Source organism: Citrobacter sp. S55_ASV_140, assembly GCF_018919505.1.
In the GTDB taxonomy this organism is placed as follows: Bacteria; Pseudomonadota; Gammaproteobacteria; order Enterobacterales; family Enterobacteriaceae; genus Citrobacter; species Citrobacter werkmanii.
Map to the genome: position 1 here is coordinate 18188 of NZ_JAHLQZ010000032.1, position 17250 is coordinate 35437.

Genomic DNA, 17250 nt, shown 5'->3' on the forward strand with positions numbered 1-17250 from the left:
GGGGAAATAGTTCAGTGAGTCACCATCCTGGCACTTTTTTGCCTGGCTGACTACTCTTCGTCGTCACCATCGACGTGGGCGCGAATAAGTGCCATAAACTCTTTGCCAAAACGTTCAAGTTTACGCATTCCCACGCCGTTGACGCTCAGCATTTCGCTCGGCGAAACCGGCATCTGCTCGGCCATTTCAATCAACGTGGCGTCGTTGAACACCACATACGGCGGGATATTCTCTTCATCGGCAATGGCTTTACGCAGCTTACGCAATTTGGCAAACAGTTTGCGATCGTAATTGCCGCCGAAGGATTTCTGCATAGCGCGCGGTTTCAGCGCCACGATTCGCGGTACCGCAAGCTGCAACGGGACTTCGCCGCGCAGAACCGGACGCGCGGCATCGGTCATCTGCAGTGCGGAATGCTGCGCGATATTTTGCGTCACCAGCCCAAGATGGATAAGCTGGCGAATTACGCTCACCCAGTGTTCATGGCTTTTATCGCGCCCCATGCCATAAACCTTGAGTTTATCGTGGCCCAACTCGCGGATACGCTGATTATTCGCTCCGCGCAGAACCTCCACCACATATCCCATACCAAAGCGCTGATTGACCCGGCCAATCGTGGAAAGCGCAATCTGCGCATCGTTTAAGCCGTCGTACTGTTTTGGCGGATCGAGACAGATATCGCAGTTACCACACGGCTCCTGACGCCCCTCGCCAAAATAATTCAGCAGAACCAGACGACGACAGGTTTGCGCCTCGGCAAACGCCCCCATCGCATTGAGCTTATGGCGTTCGATATCCAGCAGTTGTCCGGCAGGTTTCTCTTCGAGGCAACGGCGGAGCCACGCCATATCAGCCGGATCGTAAAACAGCATCGCTTCCGCCGGCAGGCCATCACGCCCGGCACGACCGGTTTCCTGATAATAGGACTCAATGTTGCGCGGGATATCAAAATGCACTACGAAGCGCACGTTAGGTTTGTTGATCCCCATGCCGAACGCTACGGTCGCCACCACAATTTGCAGGTCATCGCGCTGGAATTTTTCCTGCACCTCGGCGCGCACGCTGTTTTCCAGCCCGGCATGATAAGCCCCGGCGCTGATGCCGCGGCTTTGCAGGCGCGCAGCGGTGTCTTCGACTTTGGCGCGGCTGTTACAGTAAATAATGCCGGATTTACCGCGTTGTTCTTGCACGTAGCGCATCAGTTGATCGAGCGGCTTAAACTTCTCCATCAGCATGTAGCGAATATTCGGCCGATCAAAGCTGCTGATCTGAATTAACGGATCGTTGAGGCCCAGCAGGCGCACGATATCCAGCCGGGTGGTTTCATCCGCGGTCGCGGTTAACGCCACAAACGGCAGCGTTGGGAAACGCTGACGCAGCTGGCCCAGCGCGGCGTATTCAGGGCGGAAGTCATGCCCCCACTGCGAAATACAGTGCGCTTCATCCACCGCCAGCAGCACCGGATTCCAGTGCCCAAGATGCTCAAGGAAGTTATCCAGCATCAGGCGCTCAGGGGCAATATACAGCAAGCGAACCTGCCCGCTGCGGCAGCCGGCCATCACCTCAAGCTGCTGCTCACGACTTTGGGTGGAGTTCAGGCACGCCGCCGCCACGCCGTTGGCCAGCAGTTGATCGACCTGGTCTTTCATCAGGGAAATCAGCGGCGAAACAACAACGGTGAGTCCGTTGAGTAATAATGCGGGAATTTGATAGCACAGGGATTTGCCGCCACCGGTGGGCATAACGACCAGGCAGTCGCGACCAGAGAGCACGGTGTCGATAATTTCTTCCTGGCCTGGGCGAAACTGTTGGTAGCCAAAGGTTTCCTGCAAAACCTGTTTAGCGCCCATTTCCAGATTCAACACTTCCGCCTGCGCCACATTAACCCCATTAACCTGAAATAAAAACAGGCGCTATTTTCAGCGCCTGAGAAAGAAACTGCAATGATTAAAATACTCTCAATATCTGTCAGAAGATATCGTTAAGCATTACACCCACGCCAACACGGGTCTGATTGAAGTTGTAGTCAATCAGCGATTCTCCGTAACCACTGTAGACCTGGGTGTAGAGACGAACATGCTTCGTAATAGGATAGCTTGCCCCTAACTCTGCGCCGCCGTAGCCGGTATTCCAGTTGTACTGACCTTTCACGCTGATAACGGCGTCGCCCAGGTGATACCCCATTTTCAGCTGATAATAGCCCATGTATTTGGTGATGTCGGGGTTATCATCGGTACTGCCAATGACGTACCACGGCTTTACTTCCACCAGCCAGTTGCCGTTTTCTGCCATCAGGCGGGTATACAGGCGGTTCCAGCTACGTGAAGTGGGGTCGGAGCGCCCGTTGGAATCATGGTTATAACCCATTTCGACATCACGTAGCGTCCACCCGGCAAAGCGATAGTCGGTGGCGAAACCAAGGAACAACTGCGGCTCGTAGTTGGTTTCGCGAAACGGTGAAGATTCTTCACTGTTCGAAAGCTGCCACCAGGATTTCTGCGTATAGGAACCGCCAAGAACCGAGTTCGGACCCAATATTCCTCGCCAAAGGGGAAACGCCAGGCTTAGCTGAAACTTCACCTCATCTTTGCGCGCATTGTCCGACCAGCTATAGCTGCTGATCGCCTCTTTGTTCATGTCGCTGGTATTGGTGTAGATAAGGTAGTTGGTGTCATAAGGGTAAAGCGTGAAAGGGTTGTCATGCTCTTGCAGCATATTAGCGATGATACTGCCCCGAACTGCTGGTGCATCATGAATCTCTTTTACTGTCGCTTCCTGCGCATACGCGGTCAACGGCAGCATGACTGCTGGTAGTAACCATCCCAGAATCGCCCGCATCGGTAATGTTCTCCTGAACCAAAATATTGATGAATTGTATAATTTTCTGACAAGCATTCTACATACTTAGCTCGTTCCTCGTTAGTTATCCCGTCCTAAAGTAGAAAACAACAAATAATAAGCATAATATCAACATTTCATTAACCAATAAGGTATTAAGATCGTATGTCTGCTGTACTGACCGCTGAAGAAGCCCTGAAGTTAGTGGGTGAAATGTTTGTTTATCATATGCCGTTTAACCGTGCGCTGGGGCTGGAACTGGAACGCTATGAAAAAGAATTTGCGCAATTAGCGTTTAATAATCAACCGATGATGGTCGGTAACTGGGCGCAAAGCATTCTGCATGGCGGAGTGATCGCCTCAGCACTCGACGTCGCCGCCGGACTGGTATGTGTAGGCAGCACGTTGACCCGTCACGAAACGATCAGTGAGGACGAACTGCGTCAGCGCATGTCACGTATGGGCACCATCGATTTACGCGTTGATTACCTGCGCCCGGGGAGAGGGAATCGCTTTACCGCTACCAGCAGCCTGCTGCGGGCGGGTAATAAAGTAGCCGTTGCGCGCGTGGAACTGCATAACGAAGAACAGCTCTATATCGCCAGCGCAACCGCCACTTATATGGTGGGGTAAGCGCTTAAAAAAAGGTAAACTGCTGTTACATTTCTGCAATGAGTTTTCCCGATGGATGCTAAACAAACGCGGCAGGGCGTGTTACTCGCTCTGGCTGCCTATTTTATTTGGGGTATCGCTCCCGCCTACTTCAAGCTGATTTACTATGTCCCGGCGGATGAGATCCTGACGCACCGCGTCATCTGGTCATTTTTCTTTATGGTGGTGCTGATGAGCATCAGCCGCCAGTGGTCGGGTGTTAAAACGCTGCTACAAACGCCAAAGAAGATCTTCCTACTGGCGCTCTCTGCGGTGCTCATCGGCGGAAACTGGCTGCTGTTCATTTGGGCGGTCAATAATCACCATATGCTGGAAGCCAGTCTCGGCTATTTTATTAACCCGCTGGTGAATATCGTGCTGGGGATGCTTTTCCTCGGCGAGCGCTTTCGTCGCATGCAGTGGTTGGCGGTACTGTTAGCCGCCTGCGGCGTACTGGTACAGCTGTGGACCTTCGGCTCATTGCCGATAATCGCGCTGGGACTGGCGTTCAGCTTTGCTTTTTATGGTCTGGTGCGTAAGAAGATTGCCGTTGAAGCGCAAACCGGCATGTTGATTGAAACCCTGTGGCTCTTACCCGTTGCCGCTATCTACCTGTTTGGCATTGCGGATAGCCCAACCAGCCATATGGGGCAAAACCCGATGTCACTCAATCTGCTACTGATTGCCGCCGGTATCGTGACCACCATTCCGTTGCTGTGCTTTACCGGCGCAGCGACACGTCTGCGTCTTTCCACACTGGGTTTCTTCCAGTATATCGGACCCACGTTGATGTTCCTGCTGGCGATCACCTTTTACGGTGAAGTGCCGGGAGCGGATAAAATGGTGACGTTCGCCTTTATCTGGGTGGCGCTGGCGATTTTCGTGATGGATGCGATTTATACGCAACGCAGAACGCGTATGGGGATGTGAAGGCTTTTTGCCTGATGGCGCTACGCTTATCAGGCCTACGGAATCTGTAGGCCTGATAAGACACCGCCATTAAAGCCAGTTCTTACGTTTAAAGTACAGATACGGTGCCAGACCTGCGAGCATCATAAAGACAATCGCGCCAGGATAACCGAAGCTCCAGTGCAGTTCCGGCATGAATTCAAAGTTCATGCCGTAGCTGGAAGCCACCAGCGTCGGCGGCAGAAATACCACCGAGACCACCGAGAAGATCTTGATGATGCGGTTCTGCTCAATATTGATAAAGCCCATCGCCGCCTGCATCAGGAAGTTAACCTTCTGGAACAGAGATTCGTTATGTGGCAGCAGAGACTCGATATCGCGCAGGATCTCACGCGCCTGCTCCAGTTGACCACCCGGCAGACGCGCTTTACGCACCAGAAAGTTCAGTGCGCGCTGGGTATCCATCAGACACAGGCGTACCTTCCAGCCGATATCTTCCTGTTCCGCCAGCGTGGAAAGCGCTTCGTCATACTCATCGCCCTGACGCCCTTCCATGATCACACGGCTGAGTTTTTCCAGGTCGCTATAGATGTTTTCAATCTCATCCGCCAACTGTTCAATTTTGGTTTCGAACAGATCGAGTAGCAGCTCGTAGGCGTTACCATCCACCATCGCCTGGTTACGCGCACGCATGCGATACAGACGAAACGCCGGCAGTTCGCGTTCGCGCAGGGTAAACAGGCGGCCTTCGCGAATGGTAAATGCGACGGTTGAGTTACCCGCGTGATCGTCGGCGTCTTCATAGAAGAAGAAGGAGTGAATGTGCAGTCCATCCTCGTCTTCAAAAAAACGTGCGGATGCTTCGATGTCTTCCAGTTCAGGGCGCGTGGCCAGATTCTGGCCCAAGTCCTTTTGCACACGGTTTCGTTCTTCGTCATCCGGCTCGACTAAATCGACCCAAACCGAACTGGCCAGGTGCTCGATCTCGTCTGCCTCAAGGCGAGTTAAACGATTGTTTTCCAGTTGAAATGCGCTCAGCATGACCGGGACTCCCAATGCAAAAAATTATCGGACAGTTCGGAGGGCACACAGAAACAAATTGGGTTTCAGACCATTAAACAGCCTGACTCAGCGCGACGGGAAAAAACAGAAGGTCGCTGACAACCGCGAAGGCTATCAGCAAAAAGGGATAGCCTTAGGAGTTGATCCTGGATGACAGGATAATGAGCCAGTATCTACTGGGTGTGTCCAAGGCGAATGTCCTCTTAGCGTAATCGTGCGCGCATGTTACGCCAGCAAAATTTTGACGTCAACACGCAACGGATGGCGAAAAAGTAATAATTTCCCCTTATACAGAAAGGTTAGCAGAGGGGAATTATTTATCTATGATTTCAGAATATTAACCGGCAGATAGCCGAATGGCGGCTTCGCCTTATCCGGCCTACAAATCAAAATGTTACCCGGTCAGTAGATCTGATACGCGCAACGACATCAGGCGATCACACCGTTTCCAGTCTGGCGTAAGCCGCCACCAGCCATTTAATGCCCTGCCCCTGGAACGCGACCTGCAAACGACTGTGCTCACCGCTACCTTCGAGGTTGACGATGGTGCCCTCGCCGAACTTCGCGTGGCGTACCCGCTGGCCAAGTTTGTAGCCGGTATCGTTTTCCGCCATTGGCGTGCCCATCCGCTGATGGCTCACCGGACGGCTAACCGTGGCGCGCAGACGCACCTCTTCAACGCACGCTTCCGGCAGTTCGCCGATAAAGCGCGACGGACGATGGTAAACCTCTTTACCGTACAAACGACGCGTTTCGGCGTAGGTGAGCGTCAGTTTCTGCATCGCGCGGGTGACGCCAACATAGGCCAGGCGACGTTCTTCTTCGAGACGGCCGCCTTCATCCAGCGACATCTGGCTCGGGAACATGCCTTCTTCCATACCCACGATAAATACCTGCGGGAACTCCAGCCCTTTCGCCGAGTGCAGGGTCATCAGCTGTACCGCGTCCTGCCAGGTATCCGCTTGCCCTTCGCCTGCTTCCAGCGCGGCGTGGGAGAGGAACGCCTGCAGCGGCATTAAGTCTTCGTCTTCTTCGTTGTAGCTGAACTGGCGCGTTGCCGTCACCAGTTCGTCTAAGTTTTCGATACGCGTCTGACCCTTCTCGCCTTTTTCCTGCTCGTACATCATGCGCAGACCGGAATCTTTAATCACCCGGTCAGTCTGCACGTGCAGCGGCATATCGGCAGTCTCTTGCGCCAGCGCGTCAATCAATTCCATAAAGCGCTGTAAGGCGCTGGCGGCGCGACCGGCCAGGGCTTTTTCCTGCAGCAGTTCACGACAGGCCTGCCACAATGTTAGCTGGCGGTCACGGGAAGTCTGGCGTACGACATCTAAAGTACGATCGCCAATCCCGCGCGTTGGCGTATTCACCACACGCTCAAACGCGGCATCGTCATTGCGATTAGCGATCAGACGCAGGTAGGAGAGCGCGTCTTTAATTTCCTGACGTTCAAAGAAGCGCATACCGCCATAGATACGATACGGCATGCTGGCCTGTAGTAAGGCTTCTTCCAACACGCGTGACTGGGCGTTGCTACGATACAGAATCGCGCACTGTTCCAGCGCGCCGCCGTTGTCCTGCCAGGTTTTAATGCGATTGACCACGAAGCGCGCTTCATCAAGTTCGTTGAAGGCGCAATACAGCGAGATCGGCTCGCCGTCGACGCCGTCGGTCCACAGTTTTTTACCCAGGCGCCCGTTGTTATTTTCAATCAGGGCGTTAGCTGCGCTAAGAATATTGTTGGTCGAACGGTAGTTCTGCTCCAGACGAATGGTTTCTGCGCCCGGGAAATCGTTGAGGAAGCGCTGAATGTTCTCCACCTGCGCGCCGCGCCAGCCGTAGATCGACTGGTCATCATCGCCCACGATCATCACCTTGCCGGTGTCGCCCGCCAGCAGACGGATCCAGGCGTACTGAATGTTGTTGGTATCCTGGAATTCGTCCACCAGGATATTGGTAAAGCGTTCGCGGTAGTGCTGCAGAATGTGCGGCTTGTTGAGCCACAGTTCATGGGCGCGCAGCAGCAGTTCGGCGAAATCCACCAGCCCCGCGCGATCGCAGGCTTCCTGATAAGCCTGATAGACCTTCTGCCAGGTCTGTTCGACCGGGTTGCCGTAGCTTTGCAGATGGTGCGGGCGCAGCCCTTCATCTTTCTGGCTGTTGATAAACCACATTGCCTGACGCGGCGGCCACTGCTTTTCGTCAAGGTTCATCGCTTTGATCAGGCGCTTGAGCAGACGCAGTTGGTCCTCGCTGTCGAGGATCTGGAAATCCTGCGGCAGATTCGCATCCATATGGTGCGCGCGCAACAGACGGTGCGCCAGGCCGTGAAAGGTCCCCACCCACATTCCGCCCTGGCTGGTTCCCATGATCTGACCAATACGGTGGCGCATTTCCGCCGCCGCTTTGTTGGTAAAGGTCACCGCCATAATGGAGTACGGCGAGTTGTTCTCTACCGTCAGTAACCAGGCGATACGGTGCACCAGTACGCGAGTTTTACCACTCCCCGCGCCTGCCAGAACCAGCATGTTGCTGCGTGGCGCGGCCACCGCTTCACGCTGTTTATCATTAAGGCTGTCGAGCAGGTAAGAAACGTCCATTGGCACCGCCGCGTAAAAGTAGGTAAGGCGGAGAAGCGTAGCGCCATCCGCCAAAAAGCTGGGTATATATACAGAGTTCTGCTGGTGATTATATCAGCGAGGTCAGAGATGCCAACTGTGAAATTTCAATATGCGGCAGCAAACGGCTGTCTGCGGTTTGCATCAGGTCGGCATTTTCCGGTTTGATCCAGCAAGCCTGCATACCACAACGAATAGCGCCTGCAACGTCTGTCGTCAGGTCATCACCCACATGCAGAATTTCACCTACCGGCATTTTCAGTTTTTCCGCTGCCAGCGCGTACATGTCGCTGAACGGTTTTGAGCGCCCGTCGGGACCGGCGCGCAGCACAAACTCAAAATAATCACCCAGACCAAACAGTTCCGGCTGCGCGTTACCATTGGTGATCGCCACCAGCGGCCATTTGCGGGCCAGCGCCTTCAGCGTGTCATGTGTCGCCTGCGGAACATCAATGCGGCTACGCCATTTGGCGAAATTCATCATCGCCGCATTCGCCCCCATCAAGGCTTCTGCCGCTGACAGACCAGCCTCCAGCATAGCGCGTTCTACGGCGCGGTGACGCCATTGGGTAACGTCGTGGTAGATTTCCGGCTCGGCGTCACGAACGGCCTGACGTAAGCGCTGCAGGTCGCTATTTTGCAGCGAATTCAACGCCGGATGATAATTCTGTACAAACGCGAGCGCTTCCTGCTCGGTACGTGTGATAACGGGACGGTTATCGTAAAGGGTGTCATCAAGGTCAAAGGTGAGCGCAGAAATACGCCCCAAAGGCCGGTAAAAACGCATTATTTCCCCCGTTTGGCGCGCGGATGCGCCGCATCGTACACTGAAGCCAGGTGTTGAAAATCAAGATGGGTATAGATTTGAGTAGTGGAGAGATTGGCATGACCCAATAACTCCTGCACTCCGCGCAGATCGCCGCTCGACTCCAGCATATGCGTCGCAAAAGAGTGGCGCAATTTGTGGGGATGGACGTGGCTGTTCAGCCCCTGTTTGATACCCCATTCCGCAAAGCGTTTCTGCACGTTACGCGCAGAGATGCGCTTGCCCAGTTTAGACAGGAACAACGCATCGTCATCCCCGCCAAATAAACCGCGCAGATCCAGCCAGTGCTCAATCCACGCCACCGCATTGCGGCCGATCGGCAGACGACGTTCTTTACTGCCCTTGCCCATCACCCACACTTCGCCGGTGTCGAGATCGAGATGTTTAATATCCAGCCCAACCAGTTCAGATAAACGCAGTCCCGCGCCGTACATCACTTCCAGCATCGCCCGGTCGCGCACGGCAAGGGGATCGTTGAGATCGATATCCAGCAGACGATTAACATCATCGACGTCGATATTTTTAGGTAAGTGGCGTGGCGCTTTCGGCGCGGAAACGCTTTTTGCCGGGTTGGCTTTCAGCTCGCCCTGATTAACCAGCCAGTCGAAAAAACTGCGTAATGCAGAGAGACGCAATGCCAGACTCGCCGCTCCCAGCCCTTTACGACGGCTGCGCACAGCAAAGCTGCGTACCATTGCAGCGTCACATTGTTGCCAGCTTTGCAGACCGGTTTCTCCGGCTAACGCGATGATGGCATCAAGCTGACGCTGATAATTGAGTAGCGTGATAGGGCTAAGCTGGCGCTCAACGCCCAGATAGCGCAAAAAGCGCGCCACATCCTGAGAAAGGGGTGAATCGGTCATACGCGTTCAATCCAGCGCTCCAGCAGCTCCGGCAACATCAGCGAGATTTCTTGCAGTAATTGTGTACCTTGCCCCTGCTGGTAATGGTTAACGTCACGGCTGCTGAATAGCATCACGCCCAGGGAACCATCTTGCCCCAGCATCGACATCGCCACCGAGCCTATCGCTTTCGCCTCCGGCATCATAACCAGTAATTCCGGACCATTGAGTGGCCCAAGATAGTGCTGCGACTGCCCCAGACGCTGAATACGCAACGGTTCAAAGGCCTGACGGCTTAATGCCAGATGCGTAAATTTGGATGGCGCGCCAAGTCGCCACCGGTCCGGAAACAGACGCACCGTCGCGCCGGCCAGCCCCAGCTCACGCGCCCAGCGATGAAATCGCATCAGCATATCGTCAAGACTGCTGGCCGACACCAGGCGACTTTGCAGATTTAGCAGACGATAGAACAGGCTTTCATTGGCGTTGGCTTGTTCCATCAATAACGCCATGTTCTCTTCAAGCACATTAATATGATTACGTGCCCGCGCCATATGCCATTCAACTAAAGAGATCGTGCCCCGCACAGGGTGTGGGACGCGCATCGCTTCAACTGCCCGGGCATTACGGATAAAAAACTCAGGATTACGTTGCAGGTAATCGACGACCGCCCGATCGTCGAGCTCCATGAGCGTTTCCTGTAGTTCTTCCCCTGGTTGCTTCATAAGTGAATAAATCCGTCGTAGACATGTGCCGCCGGGCCAGTCATATACAGCGGATGACCCGGACCTTTCCAGGCGATATCAAGTCGACCGCCAGGTAACTCCACCCTCACCTCTTCTGCCAGCAGGCCCTGCTGAATACCTACCGCAACAGCGGCGCACGCTCCGCTGCCGCAGGCCTGCGTTTCACCCGCCCCGCGTTCATAGACGCGCAGCCGGATATGCTCGCGCTTTACCACCTGCATAAAGCCGATGTTGGCGCGTTCAGGAAAGCGTTCGTGGCTTTCCAGCACCGGTCCCAGCGTTTCCACCGTGGCCGTATCAACATCATCAACCTGAATCACGCAGTGTGGGTTCCCCATTGAAACCACGCCGCACAATATTGTCTGTTCGGCCGCGCGCATAATATAGGTCTTCTCTGCTTTGTTGGCGCGAAACGGAACCTGCGAAGGTTCAAAGTTGGGTTCCCCCATATTCACCCGCACCAGTTCGTCGTCGGTTACGGTTAACACCATACGACCATTCGCGGTACTGACGCGAATATCACGTTTATTGGTCAGCCCTTTCAGGCGAACAAAGCGAGCAAAACAACGGGCGCCATTGCCACACTGTGACACTTCACTGCCGTCGGCATTAAAAATACGGTAGTGGAAATCCAGCTCCGGATCATACGGAGGTTCAACCACCAGCAACTGATCAAACCCAACGCCGAGATGCCTGTCGGACAGGCGGCGGATCAGCTCTGGTGAGAAAAAGACATTCTGCGTTACCGCGTCGACGACCATAAAATCGTTGCCAAGGCCATGCATTTTAGAGAATTGCATCATTCACTCCGTTCACGCGGGTACAGAAATGTAAATCTATTCCTGCCGTCAGTAATTCACCTGAGAAGGGCCGTCGCTGATCCCACGATCGTTTTTCTCGGGCGTGGTGGATTGCGATTGCGGCTGAACGCTCTTGGTCGGAGGCGGCGCGGTTTTATCTGCTGGCGGGAAATAGAGCGGGCCTTTTAGCCCACAGCCCGTCAGGCTGAACAGAGTTAAAATGACAGCGAGTGGCTTTAACACGTTTTTCATTATGGATTGCCTGTAAAGTTCATGCTTTCTGTTTTCTATCATCGCAGGAGAAGGCGTAAAAGCAAGAGTTAGCCTGTAATCTGCAACGCGTTTTGTTTCAGGTTATACTGCCGTCATCACGAAAAACAGGATAAGAAAATGAACGACAGTGAATTTCATCGCCTTGCCGACACCCTGTGGATGACCATTGAGGAGCGTCTGGATGACTGGGACGGCGACAGCGATATCGATTGTGAGATCAACGGCGGCGTGCTGACCATCAGCTTCGAAAACGGCAGCAAAATCATTATTAACCGTCAGGAGCCGCTGCACCAGGTGTGGCTGGCAACCAAACAAGGCGGCTACCACTTTGACCTGAAAGGCGACGAGTGGATCTGCGACCGTAGCGGCGAAACGTTCTGGGATTTGCTGGAGCAGGCGGCAACGCAGCAGTCGGGTGAAGAGGTGAGCTTCCGTTGATTTTTTGCCGGATACGCTTTGCTTATCCGGCCTACAGTAGGCCCGGTAAGGCGTAGCCGCCACCGGGCGAAAAGCCTCAGGAGAAATACTGCTGCAACATCGGCGTGTCGTTATCCTGATTAGCTGGCGGGACCGGGTTGAGCGGCTGGGTACGGAACGGAATCACCTGCGCACGTCCGTCGGTTTTCACAATCTGATAGAACTGCGGCAGGTTAAAGTTGATGAAGCTGGAGCCGTAGGTAAAGCGATCGTGCGACGATGAATAGAAGCGGCTGACATCACGTACCAGCTCTTCTTTGCTTCCCTCGCAGTGGTGATACACCTCCGCGCGGTTACTCTCATCCAGGATATAAATATTAAAGCCCTGCTCATCGCCCGTTTCTTCGAAAAAGAACTGAATGATCCCTTCACTGGCAAAGCCATCCACCACCGACGGGAGTTTCACGTGGTTCGTTTCAACCTGGACGGAAAGGCCGTGCAGTTTGTTGTGTGAAATCGCCCCATAGAATTCGATGGCGTTTTCCAGTTTCTGTACCGATACGTTCAGACGCTCGAAGAACAGTCCCCACGTCTGACCAGACACGCGCAGCGCTTTGAAACGCCCGGTTTCCTGGCGGGTACTGGAAAGGCGCAGCTCGATACACTCAGAAACCAGTTGCTGCACGCGGGTACGGATTAACCCACGCAGATGCTGGCTGTAGCAGAACACTTCGACGCTATCCGGCGGCGCGGCATCCTGGTGCATTTTGCCCAGAATCGTTTTTAACGCTTCAATCATCGCCTGCTCGCCGTTGAAGTGCAGCGTACGTACTTCATTCCACGAGTTGCGGTACAGCAGGTCGACGCTCCCTACCAGGCAATTTTGCTCTTCGCCAAAGCTGAAGACGTCCAGCTTACGGAAATCAAAATGCACCACCTGATTACGGAATGCGGTCGTCGGGTCATATTCAAGGTTAACGATAATCGCCAGATGGCGAATTTCGCACGGGCTGTAGAGCGCTTTCGGCGTTGGTGCCGGCAGGCGCAGCGGGAAGTGGTGCGATACATCGGCGACCATTTCCTGCAGCTTCGGCAAATCAACAATACCGTTGCCCTTAATAAACAAATGCGTACGCGATGTCAGCAGACCGTTGAACCAGGCCCACGCCACCAGCTTGTTAAGGTAGCGGTTATATTCCAGTGGCTGATGGCTGATGATCGAATCCATATTTGGCGCGCGGTTGTAGAGATACCAACCCGAACGGTTGGCGCGGCCCGGCGGCACATGGATAAAGGTCAGGTTCGGTTCTGAGAGGTCCGGAGATATTTGCGGGTTCACCAGCGTTACCTTACCCGGCAACGCTTCAAACGCGGCATACAGCTTACGGGTCAGCACGCCGATATCCTGCGGACTGGCGCTAACGCTGAGGTTATTGCGCCGCGCAAAGCGGATCAGATTACGATAGCTCTGCATCATCGCATCAAGCAGTTCGTTATGCGCTTCACGTACCTGATCAATCTTCCAGTTAGCGCGGTTATCCAGCATTGTCAGACGGGCTTCGTCCCAGCCCCATTCTTGCACTAACTGACTTAATACTTCACGACGCCAGCCCACGCAGGCGCGCTCGCGGCTCAGTTTCTCACACACTTTTAAGTAGAAACATCGACGCACTAAATCCAGGCGCGTCGGGTCTTCGATCGCCGTGAGATATTCGGTCACACGCTCCAGCATCATGCAGTAGGGATCGAGACCAAAAGAGACGATCTCGCCATCGTGCAGGCGCTGTTTAATGTCTTTCGCCAACAGGCGAGGATTGGGATATTCCCAGGAGTAGGCTTCCAGCAGCAGCGTCTTCAGCACCGCTTTGTACGGGGAATCGATACTTTTGTATAACTGCCAGAGGCTGGCGCCAAAGTACTCTTCGGCGGAGAGCGAACTGAGTCCGCCGAGATCCAGCCATTCGTTTGGCGTTAATACGCCCTGCGCGTAGAGCTTCATGACGTAATCGTCGTAATGCTCTTCTTCGTCGCCCGGCACCATATTCCACAGAATACGTTTGCCCGCGAGGCGCACAGCGGTGCGATAGAATTCATCAAGCAACAGGATATGCTGCGTCGAGCCACAGTCTTCACCACCAAGACTGCCGCTTTCATTGTGACGGAAACGGTTTTCATCAATCAGGAAGAAACTGACTTCCACGCCCAGCGAAGCGGCCCAGCTTTCGAGCAGGCTACATTTACGCTGCAACAGCTGGCGCTCTTCGCTATCCAGCCAGGATTGGTGGCAGACCCAGATATCGAGGTCGGAAGAACAGCTTTGCCCTACCGAAGAGGTGCTGCCCATTGAGTAAACGCCGGTGATCGGCAGTTCGCCCTTGGGAGGTTCCTGCGGTGACATACCGCGGTACAGTTCGAGTTCGTTGAGGTAGTGGCGTTGGGTTTCATCAGGCGTGTAAAAGCATATGCCTTTGGGAACGTTACCATCGAGGTAACCCGGCATCAGAGGGTGGTGGTAGTGCAATAATGTCGGCAGCAGACTGTATACCTGCTGGAAAGCAGGTCCCATGGCAGCAAGCGCGCGATCCACACGCAGTTGATTTATGGCATCCAGTCTCTGTTTCAGAGTCTCAATATAGAGGTACAAGACGTATCGCCTGATGTTGCTATCCGTCATGTTGTCGATTACTGCGGCGCAAGCGCTCACAATAATCGTCATCAATTCGGATAAACCGTATGTCAAAAATAACCGTTACCTGTTTTTCGCCCGTATTTTTTTGTGCGGTACAGCCGAAAAAATGGTCTAAAACGTGATCAATTTAACACCTTGCTCATTGACCGTAAAGAAAGATGCGCTACATACAAGTGTAGCACCGTTCGTTACGTGTAAATTCCTTCATACGGTCGGAAGGTTTCTCGTCATTATTCACTGCCACTGATGATGCAGCAGCTTTTCCTCTCACTTACGTTTGAGCGTAACGCTGACATCCCTTTGATAAGGATGTTAGGATGGTCAATGATTGATAATGACGGTAACAAGCATGTTAGACAATGTTTTGAGAATTGCCACACGCCAAAGCCCCCTTGCGCTCTGGCAGGCACATTATGTCAAAGACGCCTTAATGGCAAATCACCCCGGTCTGATCGTGGAACTGGTTCCTATGGTAACCCGTGGCGATGTGATCCTTGATACCCCGCTGGCGAAGGTCGGGGGGAAAGGGTTGTTTGTTAAAGAGCTGGAAGTCGCGCTGCTGGAAAAACGCGCCGATATCGCCGTGCATTCCATGAAGGATGTGCCGGTTGAATTCCCTGACGGTCTTGGACTGGTCACCATTTGCGAGCGAGAGGATCCGCGTGATGCTTTCGTCTCAAATAAGTACAACACGTTGGATGACCTTCCCGCAGGTAGTATTGTCGGGACATCCAGTTTGCGTCGCCAGTGCCAGTTGGCAAAGCGTCGCCCGGATCTCGTCATCCGTTCGCTGCGCGGCAACGTCGGTACGCGTCTCGGCAAATTGGATAACGGCGATTATGACGCCATTATTCTGGCGGTCGCTGGGTTAAAACGTTTAGGGCTTGAGTCGCGAGTCCGTACCGCACTGCCGCCGGAAGTCTCCCTGCCCGCAGTCGGGCAAGGCGCCGTCGGCATAGAGTGCCGACTGGACGATATGCGTACTCAGGCGTTGTTAGCGCCGCTCAACCACGAAGAGACCGCGCTACGCGTAACAGCCGAACGCGCCATGAACACTCGCCTCGAAGGGGGATGTCAGGTGCCTATCGGCAGTTATGCCGAACTCATCAACGGTGAGATTTGGCTACGCGCGCTGGTCGGCGCGCCTGACGGATCGCAGATGGTATGCGGGGAACGTCGCGGCGCCGCGCAGGATGCTGAACAGATGGGCATCTCTCTGGCAGAAGAGCTCCTGGAGAATGGTGCGCGCGCCATTCTGGCTGAAGTTTATAACGGAGAAGCACCCGCATGAGTATTCTGGTCACCCGCCCGTCTCCCGCAGGGGAAGAGTTAGTGAGCCGTCTGCGCACACTGGGGCAGGTGGCCTGGAGTTTTCCGCTCATCGAGTTTTCCCCGGGTCGGGAACTGGCAACACTCGCCTCCCGACTGTCGGCGCTGACGGATAACGATCTGGTTTTTGCCCTCTCGCAGCACGCTGTCACCTTTGCCGATGCCGAACTTCAGCAACAAGGGAAAAGCTGGCCTTCCCTTCCGCATTATTTTGCCATTGGTCGTACAACGGCGCTGGCACTGCATACTGTTAGCGGCTGCAATATTCACTATCCTCTGGATCGGGAAATCAGCGAAGTCTTGCTACAATTACCTGAATTACAAAATATTGCGGGAAAACGCGCGCTTATTTTACGCGGTAACGGCGGTCGGGAACTGATAGGTGAAACCCTGACGGCGCGCGGAGCCGATGTTGATTTTTGTGAATGTTATCAACGCAGTGCAAAAAATTACGATGGTGCGGAAGAAGCAATGCGCTGGCAATCTCGCGGCGTGACCACGGTGGTGGTCACCAGCGGTGAGATGTTACAACAGCTCTGGTCGCTCATTCCGCAGTGGTATCGTGAGCACTGGTTACTACGCTGTCGGCTGCTGGTCGTCAGTGAGCGTCTGGCGCACCTCGCCCGGGAACTGGGCTGGCAAGATATTAAGGTCGCTGATAACGCCGACAACGATGCGCTACTACGCGCATTACAATAACTCTCATAATGGGATGCCATAATGACGGAACAAGAAAAATCCTCCGCCGTGGTTGAAGAGACCAGGGAGGCCGTGGAAACCACAGCACAGCCAGTCAATACTGAAAAAAAGGGTAACAACAGCACGGCGCTGATTCTGAGCGCGGTGGCGATTGCTATTGCGCTGGCAGCAGGTGTGGGTCTGTATGGCTGGGGGAAACAGCAGGCAACAACGCAGACGGCAACCAGCGATGCGCTGGCGAACCAGCTGACGGCGCTGCAAAAAGCGCAAGAAAACCAAAAAGCTGAGCTGGAAGGCATCATTAAACAGCAGGCAACGCAGCTTGATGAAGCCACTCGCCAGCAAGCCGCGCTGGTCAAACAGCTTGATGAAGTACAGCAAAAAGTCGCCACTATCTCCGGCAGCGATGCTGGGACATGGCTGCTGGCGCAGGCTGATTTTCTGGTAAAACTGGCTGGTCGTAAATTATGGAGCGATCAGGACGTTACCACCGCCGCGGCGCTGCTGAAAAGCGCCGACGCCAGTCTGGCGGATATGAACGACCCGAGCTT

Annotated in this window: 17 protein-coding genes; 6 read left to right on the forward strand and 11 right to left on the reverse strand. The window is 54.1% G+C overall.

Features of this window, described 5'->3' with window-relative positions; all coding sequences use genetic code 11:
- Window positions 1–50 precede the first annotated feature (50 nt).
- Together recQ and pldA are read right to left on the reverse strand one after the other, a co-directional pair.
- Window positions 51–1880, reverse strand: coding sequence for an ATP-dependent DNA helicase RecQ (gene recQ, locus KQJ18_RS07765; protein WP_038634489.1), 1830 nt, complete (start codon window positions 1878–1880; stop codon window positions 51–53).
- An 88-nt stretch (window positions 1881–1968) separates the two neighbouring features.
- Window positions 1969–2838 (reverse strand): phospholipase A, encoded by an 870-nt coding sequence (gene pldA / locus KQJ18_RS07770; protein ID WP_038634493.1) that lies wholly within the window; start codon window positions 2836–2838, stop codon window positions 1969–1971.
- A 165-nt stretch (window positions 2839–3003) separates the two neighbouring features.
- Here pldA and yigI point away from each other — a divergent pair, with 165 nt between their 5' ends.
- Entirely contained in the window at window positions 3004–3471 is a 468-nt protein-coding gene (yigI, locus tag KQJ18_RS07775; protein WP_003017917.1) for an acyl-CoA thioesterase YigI, read from the forward strand.
- Window positions 3472–3522: 51 nt separating this feature from the next.
- Window positions 3523–4419 carry an EamA family transporter RarD gene (gene rarD / locus KQJ18_RS07780; RefSeq protein WP_038634496.1) on the forward strand — a complete coding sequence of 299 codons (897 nt, stop codon included), beginning with the start codon at window positions 3523–3525 and terminating at the stop codon, window positions 4417–4419.
- Between the two features lie 69 nt (window positions 4420–4488).
- Here the strand turns inward: rarD and corA are convergent, their stop codons facing one another.
- The 8 genes from corA to KQJ18_RS07820 form a co-directional block, all read right to left on the reverse strand.
- On the reverse strand, window positions 4489–5439 hold the full coding sequence (corA, locus tag KQJ18_RS07785) for a magnesium/cobalt transporter CorA (RefSeq protein ID WP_038634499.1): 951 nt from the start codon (window positions 5437–5439) through the stop codon (window positions 4489–4491).
- A gap of 154 nt (window positions 5440–5593) precedes the next feature.
- The gene (gene ysgD / locus KQJ18_RS07790; RefSeq protein WP_212723238.1) at window positions 5594–5650 is read right to left on the reverse strand and encodes a YsgD/CorL family protein; all 57 of its coding nucleotides are present in this window, start codon (window positions 5648–5650) and stop codon (window positions 5594–5596) included.
- A 247-nt stretch (window positions 5651–5897) separates the two neighbouring features.
- Complete coding sequence (gene uvrD, locus KQJ18_RS07795; RefSeq protein ID WP_038634502.1) at window positions 5898–8060, reverse strand: DNA helicase II; 2163 nt, start codon at window positions 8058–8060, stop codon at window positions 5898–5900.
- A gap of 88 nt (window positions 8061–8148) precedes the next feature.
- Window positions 8149–8865, reverse strand: coding sequence for a 5-amino-6-(5-phospho-D-ribitylamino)uracil phosphatase YigB (gene yigB / locus KQJ18_RS07800; RefSeq protein WP_069325085.1), 717 nt, complete (start codon window positions 8863–8865; stop codon window positions 8149–8151).
- Window positions 8865–9767: a tyrosine recombinase XerC gene (xerC, locus tag KQJ18_RS07805; RefSeq protein ID WP_038634507.1), complete on the reverse strand. Its 903-nt coding sequence runs from the start codon at window positions 9765–9767 to the stop codon at window positions 8865–8867. Before xerC ends, yigB begins: the two co-directional genes overlap by 1 nt.
- A complete protein-coding gene (locus KQJ18_RS07810; RefSeq protein WP_038634510.1) occupies window positions 9764–10471 on the reverse strand; it encodes a DUF484 domain-containing protein in 708 nt (235 codons plus the stop codon). Before KQJ18_RS07810 ends, xerC begins: the two co-directional genes overlap by 4 nt.
- Window positions 10468–11292: a diaminopimelate epimerase gene (dapF, locus tag KQJ18_RS07815; protein ID WP_038634512.1), complete on the reverse strand. Its 825-nt coding sequence runs from the start codon at window positions 11290–11292 to the stop codon at window positions 10468–10470. Before dapF ends, KQJ18_RS07810 begins: the two co-directional genes overlap by 4 nt.
- A 48-nt stretch (window positions 11293–11340) precedes the next feature.
- Window positions 11341–11544, reverse strand: coding sequence for a lipoprotein (locus KQJ18_RS07820; RefSeq protein WP_032940199.1), 204 nt, complete (start codon window positions 11542–11544; stop codon window positions 11341–11343).
- Window positions 11545–11682: 138 nt separating this feature from the next.
- Here KQJ18_RS07820 and cyaY point away from each other — a divergent pair, with 138 nt between their 5' ends.
- On the forward strand, window positions 11683–12003 hold the full coding sequence (cyaY, locus tag KQJ18_RS07825) for an iron donor protein CyaY (RefSeq protein ID WP_038634515.1): 321 nt from the start codon (window positions 11683–11685) through the stop codon (window positions 12001–12003).
- A gap of 76 nt (window positions 12004–12079) precedes the next feature.
- Here the strand turns inward: cyaY and cyaA are convergent, their stop codons facing one another.
- The gene (cyaA, locus tag KQJ18_RS07830; RefSeq protein ID WP_038634518.1) at window positions 12080–14626 is read right to left on the reverse strand and encodes a class I adenylate cyclase; all 2547 of its coding nucleotides are present in this window, start codon (window positions 14624–14626) and stop codon (window positions 12080–12082) included.
- 394 nt (window positions 14627–15020) lie between these two features.
- Between cyaA and hemC the strand changes: the two genes are divergently transcribed.
- From hemC to KQJ18_RS07845, 3 genes are all read left to right on the forward strand, one after another.
- Window positions 15021–15962, forward strand: coding sequence for a hydroxymethylbilane synthase (gene hemC, locus KQJ18_RS07835; protein WP_038634520.1), 942 nt, complete (start codon window positions 15021–15023; stop codon window positions 15960–15962).
- Window positions 15959–16699: a uroporphyrinogen-III synthase gene (gene hemD / locus KQJ18_RS07840; protein ID WP_042314019.1), complete on the forward strand. Its 741-nt coding sequence runs from the start codon at window positions 15959–15961 to the stop codon at window positions 16697–16699. The genes hemC and hemD overlap by 4 nt, the downstream gene beginning before the upstream one ends.
- A gap of 21 nt (window positions 16700–16720) precedes the next feature.
- On the forward strand, window positions 16721–17250 hold a 530-nt coding region (locus KQJ18_RS07845), incomplete at its 3' end, for a uroporphyrinogen-III C-methyltransferase (protein ID WP_216421789.1).